The organism is Streptomyces sp. NPDC002742 (assembly GCF_042888885.1).
GTDB lineage: Bacteria > Actinomycetota > Actinomycetes > Streptomycetales > Streptomycetaceae > Streptomyces.
The window spans coordinates 27,479-46,762 of the sequence record NZ_JBIAQF010000017.1 but is presented as its reverse complement, the minus strand read 5'-3'; the positions used below and the strand labels follow the sequence as shown (position 1 = coordinate 46,762).

16 protein-coding genes are annotated in these 19,284 nt (G+C 71.5%); 6 read left to right on the top strand and 10 right to left on the bottom strand.

Going from position 1 to position 19,284, the window contains the following annotated elements; translation table 11 throughout:
• Positions 1-202 precede the first annotated feature (202 nt).
• From ACFYW8_RS28290 to ACFYW8_RS28275, 4 genes are all read right to left on the bottom strand, one after another.
• Positions 203-532, bottom strand: coding sequence for a DUF202 domain-containing protein (locus tag ACFYW8_RS28290; protein ID WP_365876719.1), 330 nt, complete (start codon positions 530-532; stop codon positions 203-205).
• On the bottom strand, positions 529-921 hold the full coding sequence (locus ACFYW8_RS28285) for a YidH family protein (protein ID WP_389082274.1): 393 nt from the start codon (positions 919-921) through the stop codon (positions 529-531). The genes ACFYW8_RS28290 and ACFYW8_RS28285 overlap by 4 nt, the downstream gene beginning before the upstream one ends.
• Positions 922-998: 77 nt before the next feature.
• On the bottom strand, positions 999-1,514 hold the full coding sequence (locus ACFYW8_RS28280) for an NUDIX hydrolase (RefSeq protein ID WP_389082269.1): 516 nt from the start codon (positions 1,512-1,514) through the stop codon (positions 999-1,001).
• A 57-nt stretch (positions 1,515-1,571) separates the two neighbouring features.
• Positions 1,572-2,465, bottom strand: a complete 894-nt coding sequence (locus ACFYW8_RS28275) for a DMT family transporter (protein ID WP_365876713.1) — start codon at positions 2,463-2,465, stop codon at positions 1,572-1,574.
• 297 nt (positions 2,466-2,762) lie between these two features.
• On the opposite strand from ACFYW8_RS28275, the gene ACFYW8_RS28270 reads away from it, so the two are divergent.
• The 5 genes from ACFYW8_RS28270 (at position 2,763) to ACFYW8_RS28250 (ending at position 9,059) form a co-directional block, all read left to right on the top strand.
• Positions 2,763-4,418, top strand: a complete 1,656-nt coding sequence (locus ACFYW8_RS28270) for an FAD-binding dehydrogenase (RefSeq protein ID WP_389082264.1) — start codon at positions 2,763-2,765, stop codon at positions 4,416-4,418.
• Between the two features lie 379 nt (positions 4,419-4,797).
• On the top strand, positions 4,798-5,748 hold the full coding sequence (locus tag ACFYW8_RS28265) for a hypothetical protein (protein WP_389082258.1): 951 nt from the start codon (positions 4,798-4,800) through the stop codon (positions 5,746-5,748).
• Between the two features lie 37 nt (positions 5,749-5,785).
• Complete coding sequence (locus ACFYW8_RS28260) at positions 5,786-7,351, top strand: APC family permease (RefSeq protein WP_389082253.1); 1,566 nt, start codon at positions 5,786-5,788, stop codon at positions 7,349-7,351.
• A 399-nt stretch (positions 7,352-7,750) separates the two neighbouring features.
• Complete coding sequence (locus ACFYW8_RS28255; protein ID WP_365876948.1) at positions 7,751-8,440, top strand: molybdopterin-dependent oxidoreductase; 690 nt, start codon at positions 7,751-7,753, stop codon at positions 8,438-8,440.
• Positions 8,424-9,059, top strand: coding sequence for a cytochrome b/b6 domain-containing protein (locus ACFYW8_RS28250; RefSeq protein ID WP_365876706.1), 636 nt, complete (start codon positions 8,424-8,426; stop codon positions 9,057-9,059). The genes ACFYW8_RS28255 and ACFYW8_RS28250 overlap by 17 nt, the downstream gene beginning before the upstream one ends.
• 164 nt (positions 9,060-9,223) lie before the next feature.
• Here the strand turns inward: ACFYW8_RS28250 and ACFYW8_RS28245 are convergent, their stop codons facing one another.
• Both ACFYW8_RS28245 and ACFYW8_RS28240 read right to left on the bottom strand, forming a co-directional pair.
• Positions 9,224-10,621, bottom strand: coding sequence for a gluconate:H+ symporter (locus ACFYW8_RS28245; RefSeq protein WP_389082245.1), 1,398 nt, complete (start codon positions 10,619-10,621; stop codon positions 9,224-9,226).
• A gap of 162 nt (positions 10,622-10,783) precedes the next feature.
• Complete coding sequence (locus ACFYW8_RS28240) at positions 10,784-11,311, bottom strand: gluconokinase (RefSeq protein WP_389082240.1); 528 nt, start codon at positions 11,309-11,311, stop codon at positions 10,784-10,786.
• Between the two features lie 130 nt (positions 11,312-11,441).
• On the opposite strand from ACFYW8_RS28240, the gene ACFYW8_RS28235 reads away from it, so the two are divergent.
• Entirely contained in the window at positions 11,442-12,143 is a 702-nt protein-coding gene (locus tag ACFYW8_RS28235) for a FadR/GntR family transcriptional regulator (RefSeq protein WP_389082235.1), read from the top strand.
• 25 nt (positions 12,144-12,168) lie between these two features.
• Here ACFYW8_RS28235 and ACFYW8_RS28230 read toward each other — a convergent pair whose 3' ends face one another.
• From ACFYW8_RS28230 to ACFYW8_RS28215, 4 genes are all read right to left on the bottom strand, one after another.
• Positions 12,169-12,543 carry a YchJ family metal-binding protein gene (locus tag ACFYW8_RS28230; RefSeq protein ID WP_365876700.1) on the bottom strand — a complete coding sequence of 125 codons (375 nt, stop codon included), beginning with the start codon at positions 12,541-12,543 and terminating at the stop codon, positions 12,169-12,171.
• Between the two features lie 4 nt (positions 12,544-12,547).
• Complete coding sequence (locus ACFYW8_RS28225) at positions 12,548-13,957, bottom strand: M1 family metallopeptidase (RefSeq protein ID WP_389082228.1); 1,410 nt, start codon at positions 13,955-13,957, stop codon at positions 12,548-12,550.
• Positions 13,958-14,030: 73 nt separating this feature from the next.
• Complete coding sequence (locus tag ACFYW8_RS28220) at positions 14,031-17,906, bottom strand: Pls/PosA family non-ribosomal peptide synthetase (protein WP_389082225.1); 3,876 nt, start codon at positions 17,904-17,906, stop codon at positions 14,031-14,033.
• Positions 17,907-18,270: 364 nt separating this feature from the next.
• Positions 18,271-19,272 carry a polysaccharide deacetylase family protein gene (locus tag ACFYW8_RS28215; protein WP_389082220.1) on the bottom strand — a complete coding sequence of 334 codons (1,002 nt, stop codon included), beginning with the start codon at positions 19,270-19,272 and terminating at the stop codon, positions 18,271-18,273.
• Positions 19,273-19,284 lie beyond the last annotated feature (12 nt).

Here is a 19,284-nt window from a genome sequence, read left to right as displayed (position 1 = left end):
GCGGCGACTCAGGCTATCGCCGCGAACTGTCCTGATTCAGACTATTCCGGGCGCGTGGCGCCCGGGTGCCCGGAGAACGCCGCTGACACCGCCGAATCGTCGGTACCACCGCGACAACCGCCGATGCCACCGCGCCGATGCCGCGGTCGCCTCCGTGCCACCGCAGCCACCGACGGAGCGCCGACCCCGGCAGTGGTCGGCCCTAGAACACCAACGCGACCGCGCACACCGCCAGTGCCACCGCGCACAGGGCCGTCGCCGTCGCCTGTCGCGGGGCGAGCGTGGCCGGACCCGCCGGGCCCGCGGCCGCCAGCGTCCGGATGCGACGGTGGGCGAGGCCGAGGAAGGCCAGCCAGAGAACGCAGCAGAACGCGCACGCCACGATCCCGGCGGCCGAGTCCCTGTCGTGCAGGGCCGCCTTCGCGGCGAGCACGGCCACGACGGTGCTGGAGAGGGTCGTACGGCGCCAGGCCAGCCGCGTACGTTCCGGCTGGAGGCCCGGGTCCCGTTCCTCCGGGGCGGGCGTGGTCATCCCGCCCAGCCGACGAGCACGACGACGACCATCGCGACCGCGACGACCGCGACGACGATGCCCAGCAGCGCCGGGAAGCGCGACACCGGCAGGTCCTCGCCGTGCCGCATCGCCCGCTCGCAGCGCACCCAGTGGTTGACGGCCCGCAGCGCGCAGAGCACGCCCGCCGCCAGCAGCGCCAGGGCGAGGCCCGCCCGCCAGGCCCAGCGCAGGTCCGGCAGGAACTGGTCCACGGCGAAGCCCCCGCCGATCAGTGCGAGCGCGGTGCGCAGCCAGGCCAGAAAGGTCCGCTCATTGGCCAGCGAGAACCGGTAGTCCGGGGTCTTGCCCTCGCCCCGGATCTCCTGCGGCGCGAACCACAACCGGACATTGCGCACGAGTTCGATCACGTCCAGGACCCTACCGGGGGGCCTGGAGCGGGACGCCGTCGGTGCCGCCGGTCTCCGTTCGGGGCGCTCCCGGACGCTCAGTCCATCGCCCGGTAGTCGGTGAGCCGCTCGTAGCCCGCCAGTCCGTCCGGCACCCAGGTCCACTCGGACAGCCGCCGTTCCACCTCGTCGTCTGTGAGGAAGGCGTGCCAGGCCACCTCCTCCACCTGCGGGTTCACCGGAAGCTCGCAGCGGACCTCGTACACGGCCGACCACCAGGTCGCCCCGGCCCCGTCGTCGTACAGGAACTTGAAAAGGGGAGTCGGCCGGGGGAGCCCGGAGACGCCGAGCTCTTCCTCGGCCTCGCGGAGGGCGGCGTCGTCGTAGGACTCGCCCGCGCCGACCACTCCGCCGACGAACATGTCGTAGAAGGAGGGGAACACCAGTTTGGTCGGGGTGCGCCGATGGACGAACAGCCGGCCCTCGGCGTCCCGGGCCTCGATGAACACGCACCGGTGGCGCAGCCCGCGCGCGTAGGCCTCCCCGCGCGGGGACTGCCCGATGACCTGGTCGTTCTCGTCAACGATGTCGAGGATCTCGTCAGCGGCGCTCATGGATCCATCCAAGCAGTTCAGGATCCGGCGTGCGCTGTCCGAGGACGGGGATCTTCCTCAGTGCGGCTGAAGGTCCCGCGAGCGTTCCGGTTCCGCCGTGCCCGAGGGCATCGCCGGGTGCATGCCCAGCAGGACGATCCCCGCCACGACGCCCGCGAGCCCCGCCGCCTGCCAGGCCAGGGCGCCGGCGTCGGTGCGCAGCTGGTCCCCGAGGAAGCCCACGCCGCAGGCGATGCCGGCCAGCGGCTGGGCGGCGGTGAGCGCGGGCAGCGACATCCGCAGGGGTGCGGTCTCGAAGGCGCTCTGGACGAGGATCAGACCGGTCACGCCGAGGACGAGCACCGCGTACGGCTGCCAGCCGGTGATCAGCTCGGTCCAGCCGCCGGCGCTGAACCGCTGGCCGCTGACCCGGGTGAGCGCGTCCTGCAGGCCGTACAGCAGCCCGGCGGCGGTGGCGAGCAGCACGGGTCCGGCGCTCAGCCGGGACCGTTTCGCGTAGGTGGTGAGCAGCAGGGCGAGCCCCACCACGATCCCGATGATCAGCCAGTGCCTCAGCGGGTCGCTGACGGCGTCACCGCCCTGCGGCTGCCCGGCCACGATGAACGCCGAGACACCGCCCGCGAGCAGCAGCAGCCCGGACCAGCCCTGTTTGCCGAGCGGCTGTTTGGTCTGATGCCGGGAGAGCGCGAGCGCGAAGAGCAGATTGGTCGCGAGGAGAGGTTCGACCAGCGAGACCTCGCCGTTGCCGAGCGCGATCGCGCCGAGCACCATGCCGCACACCATGAGCCCGATGCCGCCCAGCCAGCGCGGGACCCGGATGAGGTCGAGCAGCAGACGGGGGGAGAGGAAGTCGCTGAGCGGGGCGTGCGAGGCGGCGTTCTGCTGGAGCACGAAGCCGAAGCCGAGACAGCAGGCCGCGCTCACGGCGAGGACCAGAACCAGTACCGACACGCTGGGTACCTCGAAACATCGGGAGTCGGGGCGGGCCAGTGTTGCGTATCCCGCCGACTGTAGTGCCATGAGCCGGAGGCCTGCCCCCGGGAGTACCAGGAACCAGGCAGTTGACTCGGTCACCTTTCTTGCCGAGGATCTGACCGATCAGTAACAAGTGGTGGTCGGCCGTACGGCTGACCACCACCAATGTCTCACCAACCAGCACGCTGTCGATCGGTTCGTGACAAATGTCATCAAAGCGCCATTTTGGCGCGGGCCCGATCCGACCAGTCGGAATGTCGAGAGGACGGGCCCATGGCCTACGACGCAGATGTGATCGTCATCGGAGCGGGCCTCGCGGGGCTCGCGGCGACCGCGGAGCTCGTCGACGCGGGCCGCAAGGTGATCCTCCTCGACCAGGAGCCCGAGCAGTCGATCGGCGGCCAGGCGCACTGGTCCTTCGGCGGGCTCTTCTTCGTCGACTCGCCCGAGCAGCGCCGTATGCGGATCAAGGACAACCACGCGCTCGCCCTCCAGGACTGGATGGGCACGGCCGGTTTCGACCGGCCCGAGGACCACTGGCCGCGCCAGTGGGCCGAGGCGTACGTCGACTTCGCGGCCGGCGAGAAGCGGCCCTGGCTGCACCGGCAGGGCGTGCGCTTCTTCCCCGTCGTGGGCTGGGCCGAGCGCGGCGGCTACGACGCCAACGGGCACGGCAACTCCGTGCCGCGCTTCCACATCACCTGGGGAACCGGACCCGGTCTCGTCGCCCCCTTCGAGCGACGGGTACGGGAGGGGGTCGCGCGCGGCCTGGTCGAGCTGAGGTTCCGCCACCGGGTCACCGGTCTGTCCCGCAGCGCGGGCTCCGTCGACACCGTCACCGGGGAGATCCTGGAGCCGTCCGGCATCGAGCGCGGCCAGGCCAGCAGCCGTACGGTCACCGGCGCCTTCGAACTCAGGGCCCAGGCCGTGATCGTCACCTCCGGCGGCATCGGCGGCAATCACGACCTCGTGCGCGCCAACTGGCCCGAGCGGCTCGGTACCCCGCCCGAGCGGATGATCTCCGGTGTCCCGGCCCATGTCGACGGCGCCATGCTCGGGATCGCCGAGGAGGCCGGCGCCCGCCTGATCAACCGCGACCGCATGTGGCACTACACCGAGGGCATCCAGAACTGGAACCCCATCTGGGACAAGCACGGCATCCGCATCCTGCCGGGCCCCTCCTCCCTCTGGCTGGACGCGCGCGGCAACCGGCTTCCGGTACCGCTCTTCCCGGGCTTCGACACCCTCGGCACCCTCGAACACATCATGCGCACCGGGTACGACTACACCTGGTTCGTGCTCGACCAGAAGATCATCGGCAAGGAGTTCGCGCTCTCCGGTTCGGAGCAGAACCCCGATCTGACCGGCAAGTCGATCAGGGGCGTCATCGGGCGGGCCCGCGCCGATGTGCCCGGTCCGGTCAAGGCGTTCATGGACAACGGCGTCGACTTCGTCGTCGAGGACGACCTCGGCGCGCTGGTGCGCGGGATGAACGCGCTCACCGAGAAGCCGCTCATCGACGAGGCGGCACTGCGCAACGAGATCGTCGCGCGCGACCGGGAGATCGCCAACCCCTTCACCAAGGACCTCCAGGTCATGTCCATCCGCGGGGCCCGCAACTACCTCGGCGACAAGCTGATCCGCACCGCGCCGATGCACCGCATCCTCGACCCCAAGGCCGGCCCGCTGATCGCGGTGCGCCTCAACATCCTGACCCGCAAGACCCTCGGCGGACTGGAGACGGACCTCTCCTCGCGGGTGCTGACCGAGGGCGGCGAACCGCTGGAGGGTGTGTACGCCGCCGGTGAGGCCGCTGGATTCGGCGGCGGCGGAGTCCATGGATACCGGTCGCTGGAGGGCACCTTCCTCGGCGGCTGCCTCTTCTCCGGCCGGACTGCGGGCCGGGCGGCGGCCGAGGCGGTGGACTGATCAAGCCCGAGGCAGTCGTCCGAGCCGCCGGTCCGGGGCGGTTGTCGAGTGCGTGAGGTCGTGGCGGCCGCCCAAGGCATCGGTCCTGGGCGGCCGTTCGGCGTGTGAGAGGGAGGCTGTTCAAGCCATCGGTTCTGGGCGGCCGCTCGGCACGTCGACGCAACGCGGCCGTTCGAGTCGTGGAGACAAGATGGCTGTTCACGTCACGGGGGAAAGGCGGCCGTTCAGGACGTCGGGGGCGACGTGCGGTCAACTACGGCGCAAGTAAAGGCAGTTGACACGTGTAGCGACTTGGCCGGAGCTTGACTTGAACCCGTGGCTCCGGCTTTGCTGTGCGTGATCACTCTTTGACGAACCGCGCATGTGAGGTTGAGCAGCGGTGTCACCACCCCCACCTCCGCTGGGTCGCGGCCGCAAGCGGGCGTCCCAGGGCTTCGACGCCGCTCTCGACGACGCCGAACTCGTCGCCGCACGCACCTCGTTGAACCAGGGGCGGTGGACCGACGTCCGCGCGCTGCTCGCCGCCACGGGCGACGACTGGGACCGCCGCGGGCACCGCGTCACGGTCCTCGCGCAGGAGTCCGCGACGCTCGCCTGGGCCCGCGACTGGCAGCTGGCCGAACCGGAGTCCCCCGACGCCGCCGTGCTTCTCGGCTGCGCCACCGTGGAGCGAGCCCTGCACGGCAAGGAACGCCCGGAGGATGCCCGCGAGGCCTGCCACCGGGCGGCGGGCCTCGCCCCCGACGATCCCACCCCCTGGCTCGGTCTGCTCCTCCTGGAGCGCGTCCTCGGCGCCGAGGACGAGGTGGTCCGCCTCTTCGACGAGGTGCGCCACCGGCACGCCGTCCATCACCACGCGCACCACCTCGTGGTGGCCCGGCTCGCCGAGCGCCGCGCCGCCGCGGGCCAGGACCCCCTGCACGAGGTGTACGACTTCGCCAACTGGTCGGCCGAACAGGCGCCCGCCGACTCGCCGCTCGCGATCCTTCCGGTCGTCGCGCACGCCGAGCGCTTCCGTGTGCTCGCCGGAGCCGGGAGCGAGCCCGCCGACCCGGTCGCCTCCGGACACTGGGCCGGGCGCCGGGCCCGCCAGGTGATGAAAGCCGCCTTCGACCGGTGGCTGGAGTGGCAGCACGGAGACCATCCGCGCCGGCTCGTCGACCTCAACTTCCTTGCCCACGCCAAGGTGTGCGAGGGCCGGGACGGCGAGGCCGCCGCACTGTTCCACCGCGTCGCGGAGCACGCGACCCCCGCTCCGTGGTCGTACCCGGACCGCGACGGGTACCAAGCCTTCCGTGCCGCGCGCGACAGCGTGCTCGGCACGGTGTGAACGCCTCCGAAGACCGATCCGAAAGGACGACCCCGCGATGACGACGGGCAGTTCGAGCACATCGAGTACGTCGAGCACGGGAGAACCGGACGCCGACGGCGCCGGCATCAGTACCTTCAAGGGCCAGGACCGGGCCCTGCGCGCCGGCCGGCTGGGCACGGCGGGTCTGCTGCTGTCCGTCCTCGCGGCGACCGCCCCGCTCATGGTGGTTGCGGGTGTCATGCCCACTACATTCGCGGTGATGGGCATCGTCGGACAGCCGCTGCTCTTCGTCATCCTCGGCATCGTCCTCGTGCTCTTCAGCGTCGGGTACGCCGAGATGAGCCGGCACGTCCACAACGCGGGCGCCTTCTACGCGTACATCTCGCGCGGACTCGGCGGCACCCCGGGCGCCGGCGCCGCCGCGGTCGCCCTGGTCGCCTACAGCGCGCTCCAGGTCGGTATCTACGGCCTCTTCGGCTTCGAGGTCTCCGGGCTGTTCGCCACCTACCTCGACACCGAAGTCGTCTGGTGGATACCGGCGTTGGCCGCCGTGCTCGTCGTGGGCGCGCTGGCCTGGCTGAAGATCGACGTCAACGCCTGGGTGCTCGGCGTACTGCTGATCATCGAGGTCGCGCTCGTCGTCGTCTTCGACGTGGCCGCCGTCGGTGATCCCGCCAAGGCGGGCCTGTCGCTGCACGCGTTCAACCCGGACACGCTCACGGGAGCGGGCGTCGGTACCGCGCTGTGCTTCTGCATCGCGGCCTTCACCGGCTTCGAACAGGCCCCGGTGTACGCCGAGGAGACCAGCCGCCCGCACATCCTCGTGCCGCGCGTGATGTTCCTGGCGATCGGTTTCGTCGCCGTCTTCTTCGCGATCAGCTCCTGGGCGCTCACCATCGCCACCGGACCCTCGGCCATCGTGGCGGCGTCCCAGAAGCAGAGCGCCGGGCTGCTGTTCTTCCTCACCGAGTCGCGGCTCGGCTCCACCTTCACGGACGTCCTGCACGTGCTGTTCGTGACCGGCATGTTCGCGGCGCTGCTCAGCTTCCACAACGTCGTCGCGCGGTACGCCTTCGCCATGGGCCGCGAGGGTCTGCTGCCCAGCGCCTTCGGCCGCACCTCCGAGTCCAGCGGCGCGCCCGGCACCGGCTCACTCCTGCACACCGTCGTCTCCCTCGTCGTGGTCGGCGGGTTCGCCCTGGCCGACGACAAGCCGACGGGCGACCCGACCGCGCCCGTGCTCCAGCTGTTCACCTGGGGCGGCAACGTCGGAGCGCTCGGCGTCATCCTCCTGATGGCGGCCGCCTCGGCCTCGGTCATCGTCTTCTTCGTCCGCCGCGGCGCGGCCCGCGCCCAGTCCTGGCGTCTGGTCACCTCCGCGATCGCGGGCACAGCCCTGCTCGTCATCGCGGTCTACACGGTCAAGGACTTCGACGTGCTCGTCGGCGCGGGGCCGGGCTCGGTCCTGAACGTGCTGCTGCCCGCCGTCATCGGGGTCGCGCTGGCCGTCGGACTGGTCCAGGGTCTGGTCCTGCGCTCCCGCAAGCCCGAGGCGCACGCCCGGATCGGCCTCGGCAACGAGGCGTTCCAGTTGGACAAGGCGGCCGAGTCGACCTCCTGATGAGGCCCCGCCGTCCTCTCCGGGGCCGAAGTTCCCGGACCGTACGCGGGAAGAGATGACGGAACGCTGACGAGCACCCGCCACCGCTGGCTTTTTGGGGGTCGCGGGTGCTCGAATCAAGGGGTGAACACTGAAAGGCCCGGGGAACCGGACCCGGAGCGACCGAGGTCGCGTGAACCGGAGCGGCCGGAGCCCCGCGAGCCGGAACACCCCGATCCACTGGCTCCCGACGCACGCGACGCTCCCGATGCAGGCGATGCACGCGATGCACGCGATGCACGCGATGCACGCGATGCACGCGATGCACGCGATGCACGCGATGCACGCGATGCACGCGACGCAAGCGGGGAACGCGAAGAGCGTGATGAGCACGAGGACCCCGCCGAGCGCGGCAGGCCCATCGGCCGCCGGGTGCTGCTCGGCACGCTCGGACTCGGCGCCCTCGGCGTACTGACCGCGCCCACGCTCCAGCGCGGGATGGAAGCCTTCCTCGCCGGCGCCTCCGAGAAGGACCCCACCGGTCTGACGGGGCTGCTGCCCAACGGCGGCGGCTTCCGTTACTACTCGGTGGCCTCCTCCGTCCCCCACAAGAACGAGACGAACTACCGTCTCACCGTCGACGGACTGGTCGACCACCCCACCAGCTACACCCTCGCGGACCTGCGCGCCCTGCCCCAGACCCGTCTGGTGCACGACGTCCAGTGCGTCACCGGCTGGCGGGTGCCCGGCACTCCCTTCGAGGGCGTACGCCTGTCCCACCTCCTCGACGCCGCCGGGGTGCACCACTCGGCCGGGGCGATCCGCTTCACCTGCTTCGACGGGACGTACACGGAGAGCCTCACCATGCGCCAGGCCCGCCGCCCGGACGTCCTGGTGGCCCTGCGCATGCAGGACAAGCCCGTCGGCCACAACCACGGCGGACCCGTCCGCCTCTACGTGGCGCCGATGTACTTCTACAAATCCGCCAAGTGGCTCTCCGGCATCACCGTCACCGAGGACGTCCGTCCCGGGTACTGGGAGAACCGGGGCTACGACGTCGACGCCTGGGTCGGCCGTTCGAACGGACGCGACGATGAACCCACGAGTTGAGGACACCCCGGCCGTGTCCGAACGCTCCTCCCACGTACGGCGCTTCACCCGGGCCGAGCACTGGGTGCACCGGGTCACCGCCCTGCTGATGGGGGTGTGCGTGGCCACCGCCGCCTGCCTCTACATCCCCCAGTTCGCCGAACTCGTAGGCCGCCGCGAACTGGTCGTCCGCGTCCACGAGCTGGCCGGTGTCATGCTTCCGGTGCCGGTCCTGGCAGGCCTGGCCTCCCGCGCGTTCCGCCGCGACCTGGGCTTCCTGAACCGTTTCGGCCCGCACGACCGGGTGTGGCTGAGGGCGGCGCTGCGCCGCGACAAGGACCACCGGTCGCGCCCGGCGGGCAAGTTCAACGCCGGACAGAAGATCTACGCCGCCTGGATCGCCGGGGCCACGCTGGTGATGCTGGGCACGGGGCTGCTGATGTGGTTCACCCACCTCACCCCGCTGATGTGGCGCACCTCGGCGACCTTCGTCCACGACTGGCTGGCCCTCACCGTCGGCATCGTCCTCGCGGGCCACGTCGGCATGGCGCTGGGCGACCCGGAGGCCCGGCGGGGGCTGCGCACGGGATCGGTGAGCAGGCGGTGGGCCGACCGCGAACATCCGCTGTGGCGGCCGTGAGCAGGCGCTGACGACGACGACCGGGCTGCGGGGGAGAGCCCGACAAGGTCCTCCCCGCAGCCCGACCACGGCCGGTCGGGCCCCGATCACGGCCGGTCGGGCCCCGATCACATCCGGTCCGGCCCTGGCCGGACACGGCTGGTCCGGCCCTGGACGACCGCCCCCTAGATGACCAGGGACAGCAGCAGCACCAGTCCTCCGGCCACCACCGAGATGATCGTCTCCATGACTGACCAGGTCTTGACGGTCTGCCCGACGTTCAGGCCGAAGTACTCCTTCACCAGCCAGAAGCCGGCGTCGTTGACATGGCTGAAGAAGAGTGAGCCCGCGCCGATCGCGAGGACGAGCAGGGAGGTGTGCGTGGTCGACATGTCCGCCGCGAGGGGCGCGACCAGACCGGCCGCCGAGATGGTGGCGACGGTCGCCGAACCGGTCGCCAGACGGATCGCCACCGCGATCAGCCAGGCCAGCAGCAGCGCGGGGATCGACCAGTCCTTCGAGATCTCCAGGATCATCCGGCCCACGCCGGAGTCGATCAGTGTCTGCTTGAAGCCGCCGCCCGCGCCGACGATGAGCAGGATGCCGGCGATGGGCGCGAGGGACTTCTCGACGGTCGTCGAGATGCGGTCCTTGGTGAAGCCCGCCGCCCGGCCCAGGGTGAACATGCCCACGATCACGGCCGCGAGCAGGGCGATCAGAGGCGCTCCGACGACGTCGAAGACGCGCTGCGTCATGTTCGCCGGGTCGTCGACGACGATGTCCACCAGTGCCTTGGCCAGCATCAGCACCACCGGCAGCAGCATGGTGGCGAGGGTCGCGCCGAAGCTCGGGCGCTTCTCCAGGTCCTCCGAGGCGCGCTGCGGGACCATGCGGTCGGGGGCCTGGACGTCCACCCAGCGGGCCGCGTACCGCGAGAACACCGGACCGGCGACGATCACCGTCGGGACGGCGATCAGGACACCGAGGGCGAGGGTGATGCCGAGGTTCGCGTGCACCGCGTCGATCGCGACCAGCGGGCCGGGGTGCGGCGGAATCAGACCGTGCATCACCGAGAGACCGGCGAGCGCCGGGATGCCGATGCGCATCAGCGAGTAGTTGCCGCGCTTGGCGACCATCAGGACCACCGGGATCAGCAGCACGATGCCGACCTCGAAGAACAGCGGCAGACCGATCACCGAGGCGATCAGCACCATCGCCCACGGCATGGCGCGCCCGCCCGCCTTGGCGAGGATCGTGTCGACGATCTGGTCGGCGCCTCCCGAGTCGGCGAGCAGTTTGCCGAGGATCGCGCCGAGGGCGATCAGGACACCCACGCCGGCCACGGTCGAGCCGAGTCCGGTGGTGAAGCTGACGATGACCTTGTCGAGCGGGGCACCGGCGAACGCGCCGAGGGCCAGAGAGCCGATGGTCAGGGCCAGGAAGGCGTGCAGCTTGAACCTGGTGATGAGCAGGACGATGACGGCGATGCCCGCCAGCACGGCTATGCCCAGTTGAGCGTGGCCCGCCGAGGTGATCGGTTCGACGGTGTCCGCTGCCAGCATCTCGACACTGAGTCTGGTCACGGTTGTTCCCTTGCTTGAGAAACGGACGCGGGGAAGGTGGTACGCGAAGAAGTGCCTTCCGGACGGAAGGCACGGGTGGTGAAGGCAGCGCCCCGGCGCAAAGCGGCTCGGTGCGGTGACGGACGGGCGGCACCGCGTGGGGACGGCGTCACCGCGAGGCGGCTACCGCTGGGGCGGGGCGAGGCCGTCGAGCGCCGCCACGGCCCGCTCGGTGATCTCGGTGGGGCCGCCGGACACATCCACCTGGACCCCGGCCTCGTCCGCGGCCAGCGGCTGGAGCGTGGCGAACTGCGAGTCCAGGAGTGCCGTGGGCATGAAGTGCCCCTTGCGGTGCGACATCCGGTCCTCGATGAGCGCGCGGTCACCGGTGAGATGGACGAAGACGACCCCGGGCGCCGCCGCCCGCAGCCGGTCGCGGTATCCGCGCTTGAGCGCCGAACTGCTGACCACACCGCCGAACCCGGCCCGGTCGTGCGCCCAGCGTCCGATGGCGTCCAGCCAGGGCCACCGGTCCTCGTCGGTCAGCGGTGTCCCGGCCGTCATCTTGGCGATGTTGGCCCGCGGGTGGAAGTTGTCGCCCTCGGCGTACGGAACGCCGAGCCGAGCCGCGAGCAGCGGGCCGATGGTGGTCTTTCCGGTACCTGCGACGCCCATGACCACGACGACATGGGGGATGGGACTGTGCTGCATCGGGCTCTCGCTGTCCTCGTCGACATCTGATGTCGACGCCACTGAAACGTATTAGGTACGACTAATTCAAGAGCCTGTGACATATAAGTCTGACTTTTTCTTCGTGACGTCGGGCTCGTACGCTGGCTTCATGACCACACGGGGCCGGGGACTGCACGGACACGTACTGGAATCCCTCGGGCCGGCCATCACGGCGGGCGACTACCCGCCGGGGAGCGTGCTGCGCACCGACGAACTCGCGCAGCGCTTCGAGGTGTCCCGTTCAGTGATGCGCGAGGCGGTACGGGTACTCGAGTCCATGTACCTGGTCGAGTCCCGTCGCCGTGTCGGCGTGACGGTCCGCCCCAGGTCCGAGTGGAACGTCTACGACCCCCAGGTCATCCGCTGGCGGCTGGCCGGCGCCGACCGTCCCCACCAGCTGCGTTCGCTCACCGTCCTGCGCTCGGCGATCGAACCCGTCGCCGCGGGGCTGGCCGCCAGGCACGCCACCGCCGAGCAGTGCGCGCAGCTCACCGAGTGCGCGCTCGGCATGGTCTCCACCTCACGCGGGCAGCGGTTGGAGGCGTACCTCGTCCACGACGTCGCCTTCCACCGGGTGATCCTCGACGCGTCGGGCAACGAGATGTTCGCCCGCCTCGGCGACGTCGTCGCGGAGGTCCTGTCAGGCCGCACCCATCACGACGTCATGTTCGAGGACCCCGACCCCGCCGCCGTCACCCTGCACGTCAAGGTCGCCGCGGCCGTCCGCGAGGGCGACGCGCCCCGCGCCGAGCGGCTCACCCGCGAGATCACGGCCGGCGCACTCCAGGAACTGGACGTCCTGGCCCCCTGACGGTCGCCGCACCTTGACGCGACGGTCAGTCGAGGAACTCCCCGTCCACGTACGCCCAGGCCCCGTCCACCCGCTCGAACCGGCTCCGCTCGTGCAGCGAGCCGCCCCGGTAGGAGGCCCGGAAGGTCACGGTCCCCGTGCTGTGGAACGCCGAGCCCTGACCCGTGTCCAGGATCTCCAGGCCGGTCCACCGCATCCCGGGGTCGAAGTCCACCCGGGCCGGCCGCGTGCGCGGATGCCAGGTGCGCAGCAGGTACCCCTCGTCCTCCTCGACGAAGGCGCAGTAGCGCGACCGCATGAGCGCCTCGGCACTCGGCGCCGCGGCCTCGCCCCGATGGAAGCGCCCGCAGCAGCGCGCGTACGGCTCGGCGAGCCCGCAAGGACAGGAACGGCTGGTCATCGCGTCACTCTCCCCGGACCCGCGCCGGGTCCGCGTTCGTGGGCGGATAGGTGGGCCGGGCCGGCAACTGCGGGGCCGGCAGCGGCGGGGCCTGCGCGGGCAACGGCGGCAGCGCCGTCTCGTACAGCCACGCATCGAAGAGGTCGTCCAGGGGCTCGGCCACGTAGCGCGAGACGTGCGAGGTGAAGACTGCCGTGGTGACCGCGCCGCCCCGGTGCAGGGTCGCCCAGCCGCGCAGCATGCGGAAGAAGGCCTCGTCGCCCATCGCGCAGCGGATCGCGTGCACCGTGAGCCCGCCGCGCTCGTAGAGCCGGTCGTCGAACATCAGCTTGCGGCCCGGGTCGGACAGCAGCAGGACTTGCGGCAGCGCGGACAGCTTCCGGTGCGCGGCGGTGGCCAGCTGACTCGCCGGGCGCCCGCCGGAGCGCTCCGACCACAGCCACTCGGCGTACTTAGCGAGCCCCTCGTTCAGCCAGATGTGCCGCCAGTCCGCGATCGTCACGCTGTTGCCGAACCACTGGTGCGCCAGCTCGTGCGCGATCAGCCGCTCCGAACCGCGCGCCCCGTCCAGATGGTTGGCGCCGAACAGCGAAAGGCCCTGCGCCTCGACCGGGACGTCGAGCTCCTCCTCGGTCACCACCACCGCGTACTCGCCGAAGGGGTACGGCCCGAAAAGGCCCTCGAACAGCTCCATCATCGCGGGCTGCCGCGCGAAGTCCCGGGAGAACTCCGGGAGCAGCTGCGCGGGCAGATGCCCCGACTGCGGTACGCCCCCGAGGCCCGGGTCGCCGAGCAGCACCGTCTGGTACTTGCCGATCGACAGGCCCACCAGATAGCTGGAGGTCGGCGCCGACTGTTCGTACACCCAGGTGGTCGTCGACGCCTTCGTCGTCCGCGTCAGCAGACGCCCGCCCGCCACCACCGCGTACGCGGAGGGCGTGGTGACCGAGATCTGGTACGCGGCCTTGTCGGCCGGCCGGTCGTTGCACGGGTACCAGGACGGCGAGCCGACCGGCTGGCTCGCCACCAGCGCCCCGTCCTCCAGCTCCTCCCAGCCGATCCCGCCCCAGGGACTGCTCACCGGCTTGGGGTTGCCCGACCAGTGCACCTCGACGGTGAAGGCGGCGCCGGACCGTATCGGCTTCGGCGGCCGGACCCGCAGCCTGCCGCCCCGGTGCGTGTAGTGCGGCGCCTTGCCGTCGACACGGACCCGGCCGATCCGGAAGTCGGCCAGGTTGAGCTGGAACTCGGTCAGCGGGGAGCGGCCCGCTATGGCGTTGATCCGCGCGGTGCCGGAGAGCCGGTTCGGGCCGGGGCGGTAGTCCAGCGCCAGCTCGTACCGGTGCACCCGGTAACGGGAATCTCCGTTGGCCGGGAAATAGGGGTCCGGTCCCGCTGTCTGCTGAACGCTCACTGCTGCGACTGCTCCCTGCCCTGTGCTCGACGTGCCGCTGTACCGCCCTTCGTGTCCGATCAGGTCAAGTCTGCTACGAACGCCAGGCCTCGATCGGATTGCCCAGCCAGCGGGTGTCGTCGGGAACGGACTCCGCCGCCATCACGAGCGACGCGGGGCCCAGGGTGGAACGGGCCCCGACGGTGCTGCCGGGCAGGACGATTCCGCCCGGACCCAGGGTGGCGCCCTCACGGAGGACCACAGTATCCGTCCGCAAGATCCGGTCGTGGAAGAGGTGGGTCTGCAGCACACAGCCCCGGTTGACCGTGGTCGCGTCCCCGAGCGTCACGAGGTCGGTCTCCGGCAGCCAGTAGCTCTCGATCCACGCGCCCCTGCCGATCCTGGCGCCGAGCCCCCGCAGCCACGCGGTCATCAGCGGCGTCCCGGGCACGGATCCCGCCAGCCACGGCACCGCGACGACCTCGACGAAGGTGTCGGCCAGTTCGTTGCGCCACACGAAACCGCTCCACAGCGGATGCTCACCGGCACGGTGCCGGCCGACCAGCGTCCACTTCGCCACGATGGAGAGCAGACAGCCGAGCACACCCACGGCGAGCAGCACGGCCCCCGAGAACGCCCACGCCCACGGCCCCAGCGCGCACAGCGCGGCGACCGTCAGCACGGCCAGCGCCGCCGAGCAGAACACCGGCACCAGCCGGCACAGCTCCACCAGGGCGCGGGCCCACAGCAGCCGGGCCGGCGGGTCGTAGGTACGGCTCTGGTCGCCGCCCTGCGCCGCGCGCGGCAGCTTCATCGGCGGCAGCCCCAGATACGAGCTGCCCTTCTTCGCCTTCTTCGGCGTCGCCGACAGCACACCGACCAGACCGCCGTCCGGCACACTCCGCCCCGGAGCGGTCATCCCCGAGTTGCCGAGGAACGCCCGGCGGCCGATCTCGGCCCGCCCGATCCGCATCCAGCCGCCACCGAGCTCGTACGGCGCGGTCAGCGTGTCGTCGGCCAGGAACGCGCCCTCGCCGACCGTCGTCAGACTCGGCAGCGCGAGCACGGTCGACACCTCGGCGCCCCGGCCGATGCGCATTCCCAGCAGCCGCAGCCACATCGGCGTGATCAGTCCGGCGTACAGCGGGAACAGCGTCTCCCGGGAACGGTCCATCAGCTGCGTGACCGTCCAGGCCTGCCAGCCGATCCGGCCGTGCGTGGGATGCGTGCCCTCGTGCAGCCCGAGGCTCAGCAGCCGCACGGAGACCAGGAGCAGCAGCGCGTACGCGAGACCGAAGGCGAGCGTCGCCGGCACCAGGGCGATCCCGGCACCGCGCAGCGCCGCACCGAGCCCGGCGTCCGCGCTCACGAACATCCGGGCCACCAGCAGCGCGGCGACGGCGGCCAGTACAGGCAGCGCGCTCAGCCCGAACCCGGTCGCGCCGTACATCGCCCGCCAGTACGTGCCGCGCTGCGGCCGGTCCTTGGGCCACGCGCGCTTCGCCTTGCCGAGCTTGCCGGCCGGCGCGCCGGCCCAGCGCTGCCCGGTCGGGATCTGCCCCACCACGGCGGAACCCGGGGCCACCTCGGCGCGCTTGCCGACCCGGGCCCCCGGGAAGAGGATGCTGCGCGTGCCGACCACGGCACCGGCGCCCACCTTCACGGCGCCGATCTCCAGCCGGTCACCGTCCAGCCAGTACCCCGACAGGTCCACCTCGGACTCGACGGCGGCACCCCGGCCCAGCTTGAGCATGCCGGTCACCGGCGGCAGCGAGTGCAGATCCACGTCCGGGCCGATCCTGGCGCCCAGGGCACGGCCGTACCGCTCCAGCCACGACCCGGTCAGCGAGGCCGCGCCGCTGAACCCGGCGAGCCGCTCGGCCGTCCAGAGCCGCAGGTGGACGCTTCCTCCGCGCGGATACCGGCCGGGCTTCACCCCGCGCAGCAGCAGCCGCGCACCGCCCGCGGCGACGGCGAGCCGTCCCGGCGGGCTGTAGAGGACGAGCGCACCGGCGCCCACCAGCCACCACGAGGTGCTGGGCGCCCACGGATACGGACCGAACCAGTGCAGTACGTTGCCGAGCGCGGCCAGCGCAACGGTCCAGCGCAGCCCGAGCAGACCGAACAGCGGGATCAGCACGAGGAGCTGGATCAGCTTGGCGCGCGGCGGGACCGGCGCGATGATCCGCTCGCCACCGTCGTCCTGGCCCGACTTCTCCAGATGCCGGGCCAGCTTGCGCAGCACGGGCTGCTGATAGATGTCGAGCACGGCTGCGTTCGGGTAGCGGGCACGCAGCCGCGTGGTGAGCTGGGCGGCCGCGAGACTGCTGCCGCCGATCGCGAAGAAGTCGTCGCCGGCGCCGCCGACGGGGATGCCCAGCACCTCGCTCCACTGCTCGGCGAGCCAGGCCTCGGTGCCGTACAGCTGCTCCTTGGCACCGGCGGTCTCCAGACCCTCCAGCGGCCAGGGCAGCGCGTTCCGGTCGACCTTGCCGGACGTCCGCGTCGGCAGGTCCTCGACCGGCGCGATCAGCGGCACCAGCGCGGCGGGAAGTTCGGCGCGCAGCTTCTCGACCGCGGCCGCCTGGTCCCAGCCGTCCTGGATGACGACGTAGCCGACGAGGAGCTGATTGCCGCCGCGCGCGGTCCGCACGGCCGCTGCGGCGCCCGCGACACCGGGAAGTGCCTGGAGCGCCGCGTCCACCTCGCCGAGTTCGATGCGGCGCCCGCCGAGCTTGATCTGCTCGTCGGCCCGCCCGAGGAAGATGAGCCCCTCGGGTTCGGCCTTGACCAGGTCACCGCTGCGGTACGCCCGCTCCCAGCCCAGCGACGCGAGCGGCGCGTACTTCTCGGCGTCCTTCTCGGCGTCGAGGTAGCGGGCGAGCCCGACCCCGCCGATCACGAGCTGGCCGCTGCCGCCCATCGGCACCAGCTCGCCCGCCTCGTCGACGACCGCCAGCTCCCAGCCGTTCAGCGGCAGCCCGATACGGATCGGCTCGTCGCCGGTGAGCAGCGAGGCACAGGCCACGACGGTCGCCTCGGTCGGCCCGTACGTGTTCCAGACCTCCCGGCCCTCGGTCACCAGCCGCTGCGTCAGCTCGGGCGGACAGGCCTCGCCGCCGAAGATCAGCAGCCGGACCTCGTTGAGGGTCTCGGGCTCCCACAGGGCGGCCAGGGTGGGCACGGTGGAGACGACGGTGATCTCCTGCTCGACCAGCCAGGGGCCGAGGTCGGCGCCGCTGCGCACCTGGGAGCGCGGTACGGGTACCAGACAGGCCCCGTACCGCCAGGCCAGCCACATCTCCTCGCAGGAGGCGTCGAAGGCGACGGAGAGGCCCGCCATGACGCGGTCGCCGGGGGCGATCGGCTCCTCGGACAGGAAGAGGCCGGCCTCCGCGTCGACGAAGGCGGCGGCGCTGCGGTGGCTCACGGCCACGCCCTTGGGCTTTCCGGTGGAACCGGAGGTGAAGATGATCCACGCGTCGTGCTCGACGCCGGGCCGTCCGGCGGGAACCTCGGAGCGGCCGCGCACGGTCAGCTCGTGCCCGGCCCCGATGACCGCGCGCACCTCGGCCTCGCCGAAGACCAGCTCGGCCCGCTCGTCGGGGTCCTCGGCGTCCACCGGAACATAGGCGGCACCGGCCGCGAGGACGCCCAGGATGGCCACGTACAGCTCGTTCGTGCCGGACGGGACCCGCACGCCGACCCGGTCGCCGAGCCCGACCCCGGCCTCCGCGAGCCGCCACCGCACGACCTCGACCTCGGCGGCCAGGGCACGGTAGGTGAGGGCGCGCCGGCCGTCGTCGAGAGCGGGCTCCTCGGGGTACGCCCGTACGGAGGCGTCGAGGATGTCGACGAGCGTGCGCGGCGAGGCGGCCGAAGCGGCGGAGAACCGCGCCTGGTCACCGAGCTCCGCACGTACCTCGTCGTCGGACAACGCGAGTGCGGGGCCTTGCTGGAGGGCTGCCATCGGGTCCTCACGTGTTGTTCCCGGAGACTCCGGGGAGCCGGTGGGCCCGCAGGTACGCCTGGGGATATTCCGGTCCAGCTCCGAACAAGCCTGCAATTTTAGTACGACGCTAGCCTCGGACCTGGAGATCAGCGATGCGAGACCCCTCGCAGGGGGTGTCCGGACCTCTGGTTCCAGCGCTGTGACGTGGGGACATGTCAGCGTGACGAGATCTGCCCCACATCTTTCCGTAACAGCGCGAACACGCCGAGCGAGGGCCCCGGTCCGATGACCGGAGCCCTCGCTCGCAGGCGGTGCCGGGCGGCGCGGCGGCCACGGACCGCCGCGCCACGGGTGCGCTGTTCCTCGGTGTGTTCCGTCCGGGTCAGCTCGTGGTGCAGGAGACCGTCGGCCAGGTCCAGGTGCCGTTGGTCTGAACGGTGACGCCGAAGGTGTCGCCGTTGCCGTTGGGCCTGGCGGTGAGGACCTGGGCGCTGGGGTAGCTCGCGCTGATGTTCCAGGTCGCGATGATCTTCTCGGGAGCGGGGACGTTCATCGTCACGGTCCAGTTGGCGGCGCCGGTGACCGCGACGTTGAGGTTGTACCGGTCGCTCCACTGCTGGCCGGCGGAGAGTGTCGCGGTGCACCCGCCGCCCCCGCCGCCGCCGCCGCCACCCGTGCCGCCCCCGTCGGGGGCCACGGCGCGGCCGGTCTGCGGAGAGATCGCCCCGGCGCACAGGCCGCGCGCGGCGAGCCCCTGCGCGATGCGGGGGATCGCGGCGATCGTGTTGGCCGGCCAGTCGTGCATGAGGATGATCTGGCCGTTGGTGAGCCGCCCTGCGGCCTGGACGATCGCGTCGGTGCTCGCGCCGTTCCAGTCCTGCGAGTCGACGTCCCAGATGATCTCGGTCAGGCCGTACTTGGCCTCGACCGCCTTCAGCGTCGCGTTGGTCTCCCCGTACGGCGGGCGGAACAGTTTCGGCGTGCCGCCTCCGGCGGCGGTGATGGCCTGCTGGGTCCGGGAGACCTCCGAGTCGATCTGCGCCTGGCTCTGCTGGGTCAGATGCGGGTGGGTGTAACTGTGGTTGCCCACCCACATGCCGGCGTCGACCTGGGCCCGTACCTGGGCGGGGTTCGACGCGGCGTACTGACCCTCGTTGAACATCGTGGCCCGCAGCCCGTTCTGCTTGAGCGCGTTGAGCAGGTTGGGCGTGGTGCTGGACGGCCCGTCGTCGAAGGTGAGCCCGACGTACCCGCTGCAGGTGGCGGCCCGCGCCGGTACGGCGTCGAGGGCGAGCGGGGTCGCGGCGGCCGTCGCGACCACGGCCAGTCCGGTGATCAGCGAGCGTAACGAGCGATGTGGTCCGTACCTCGTGCGAGATCTCATGTGAAGCGGTCC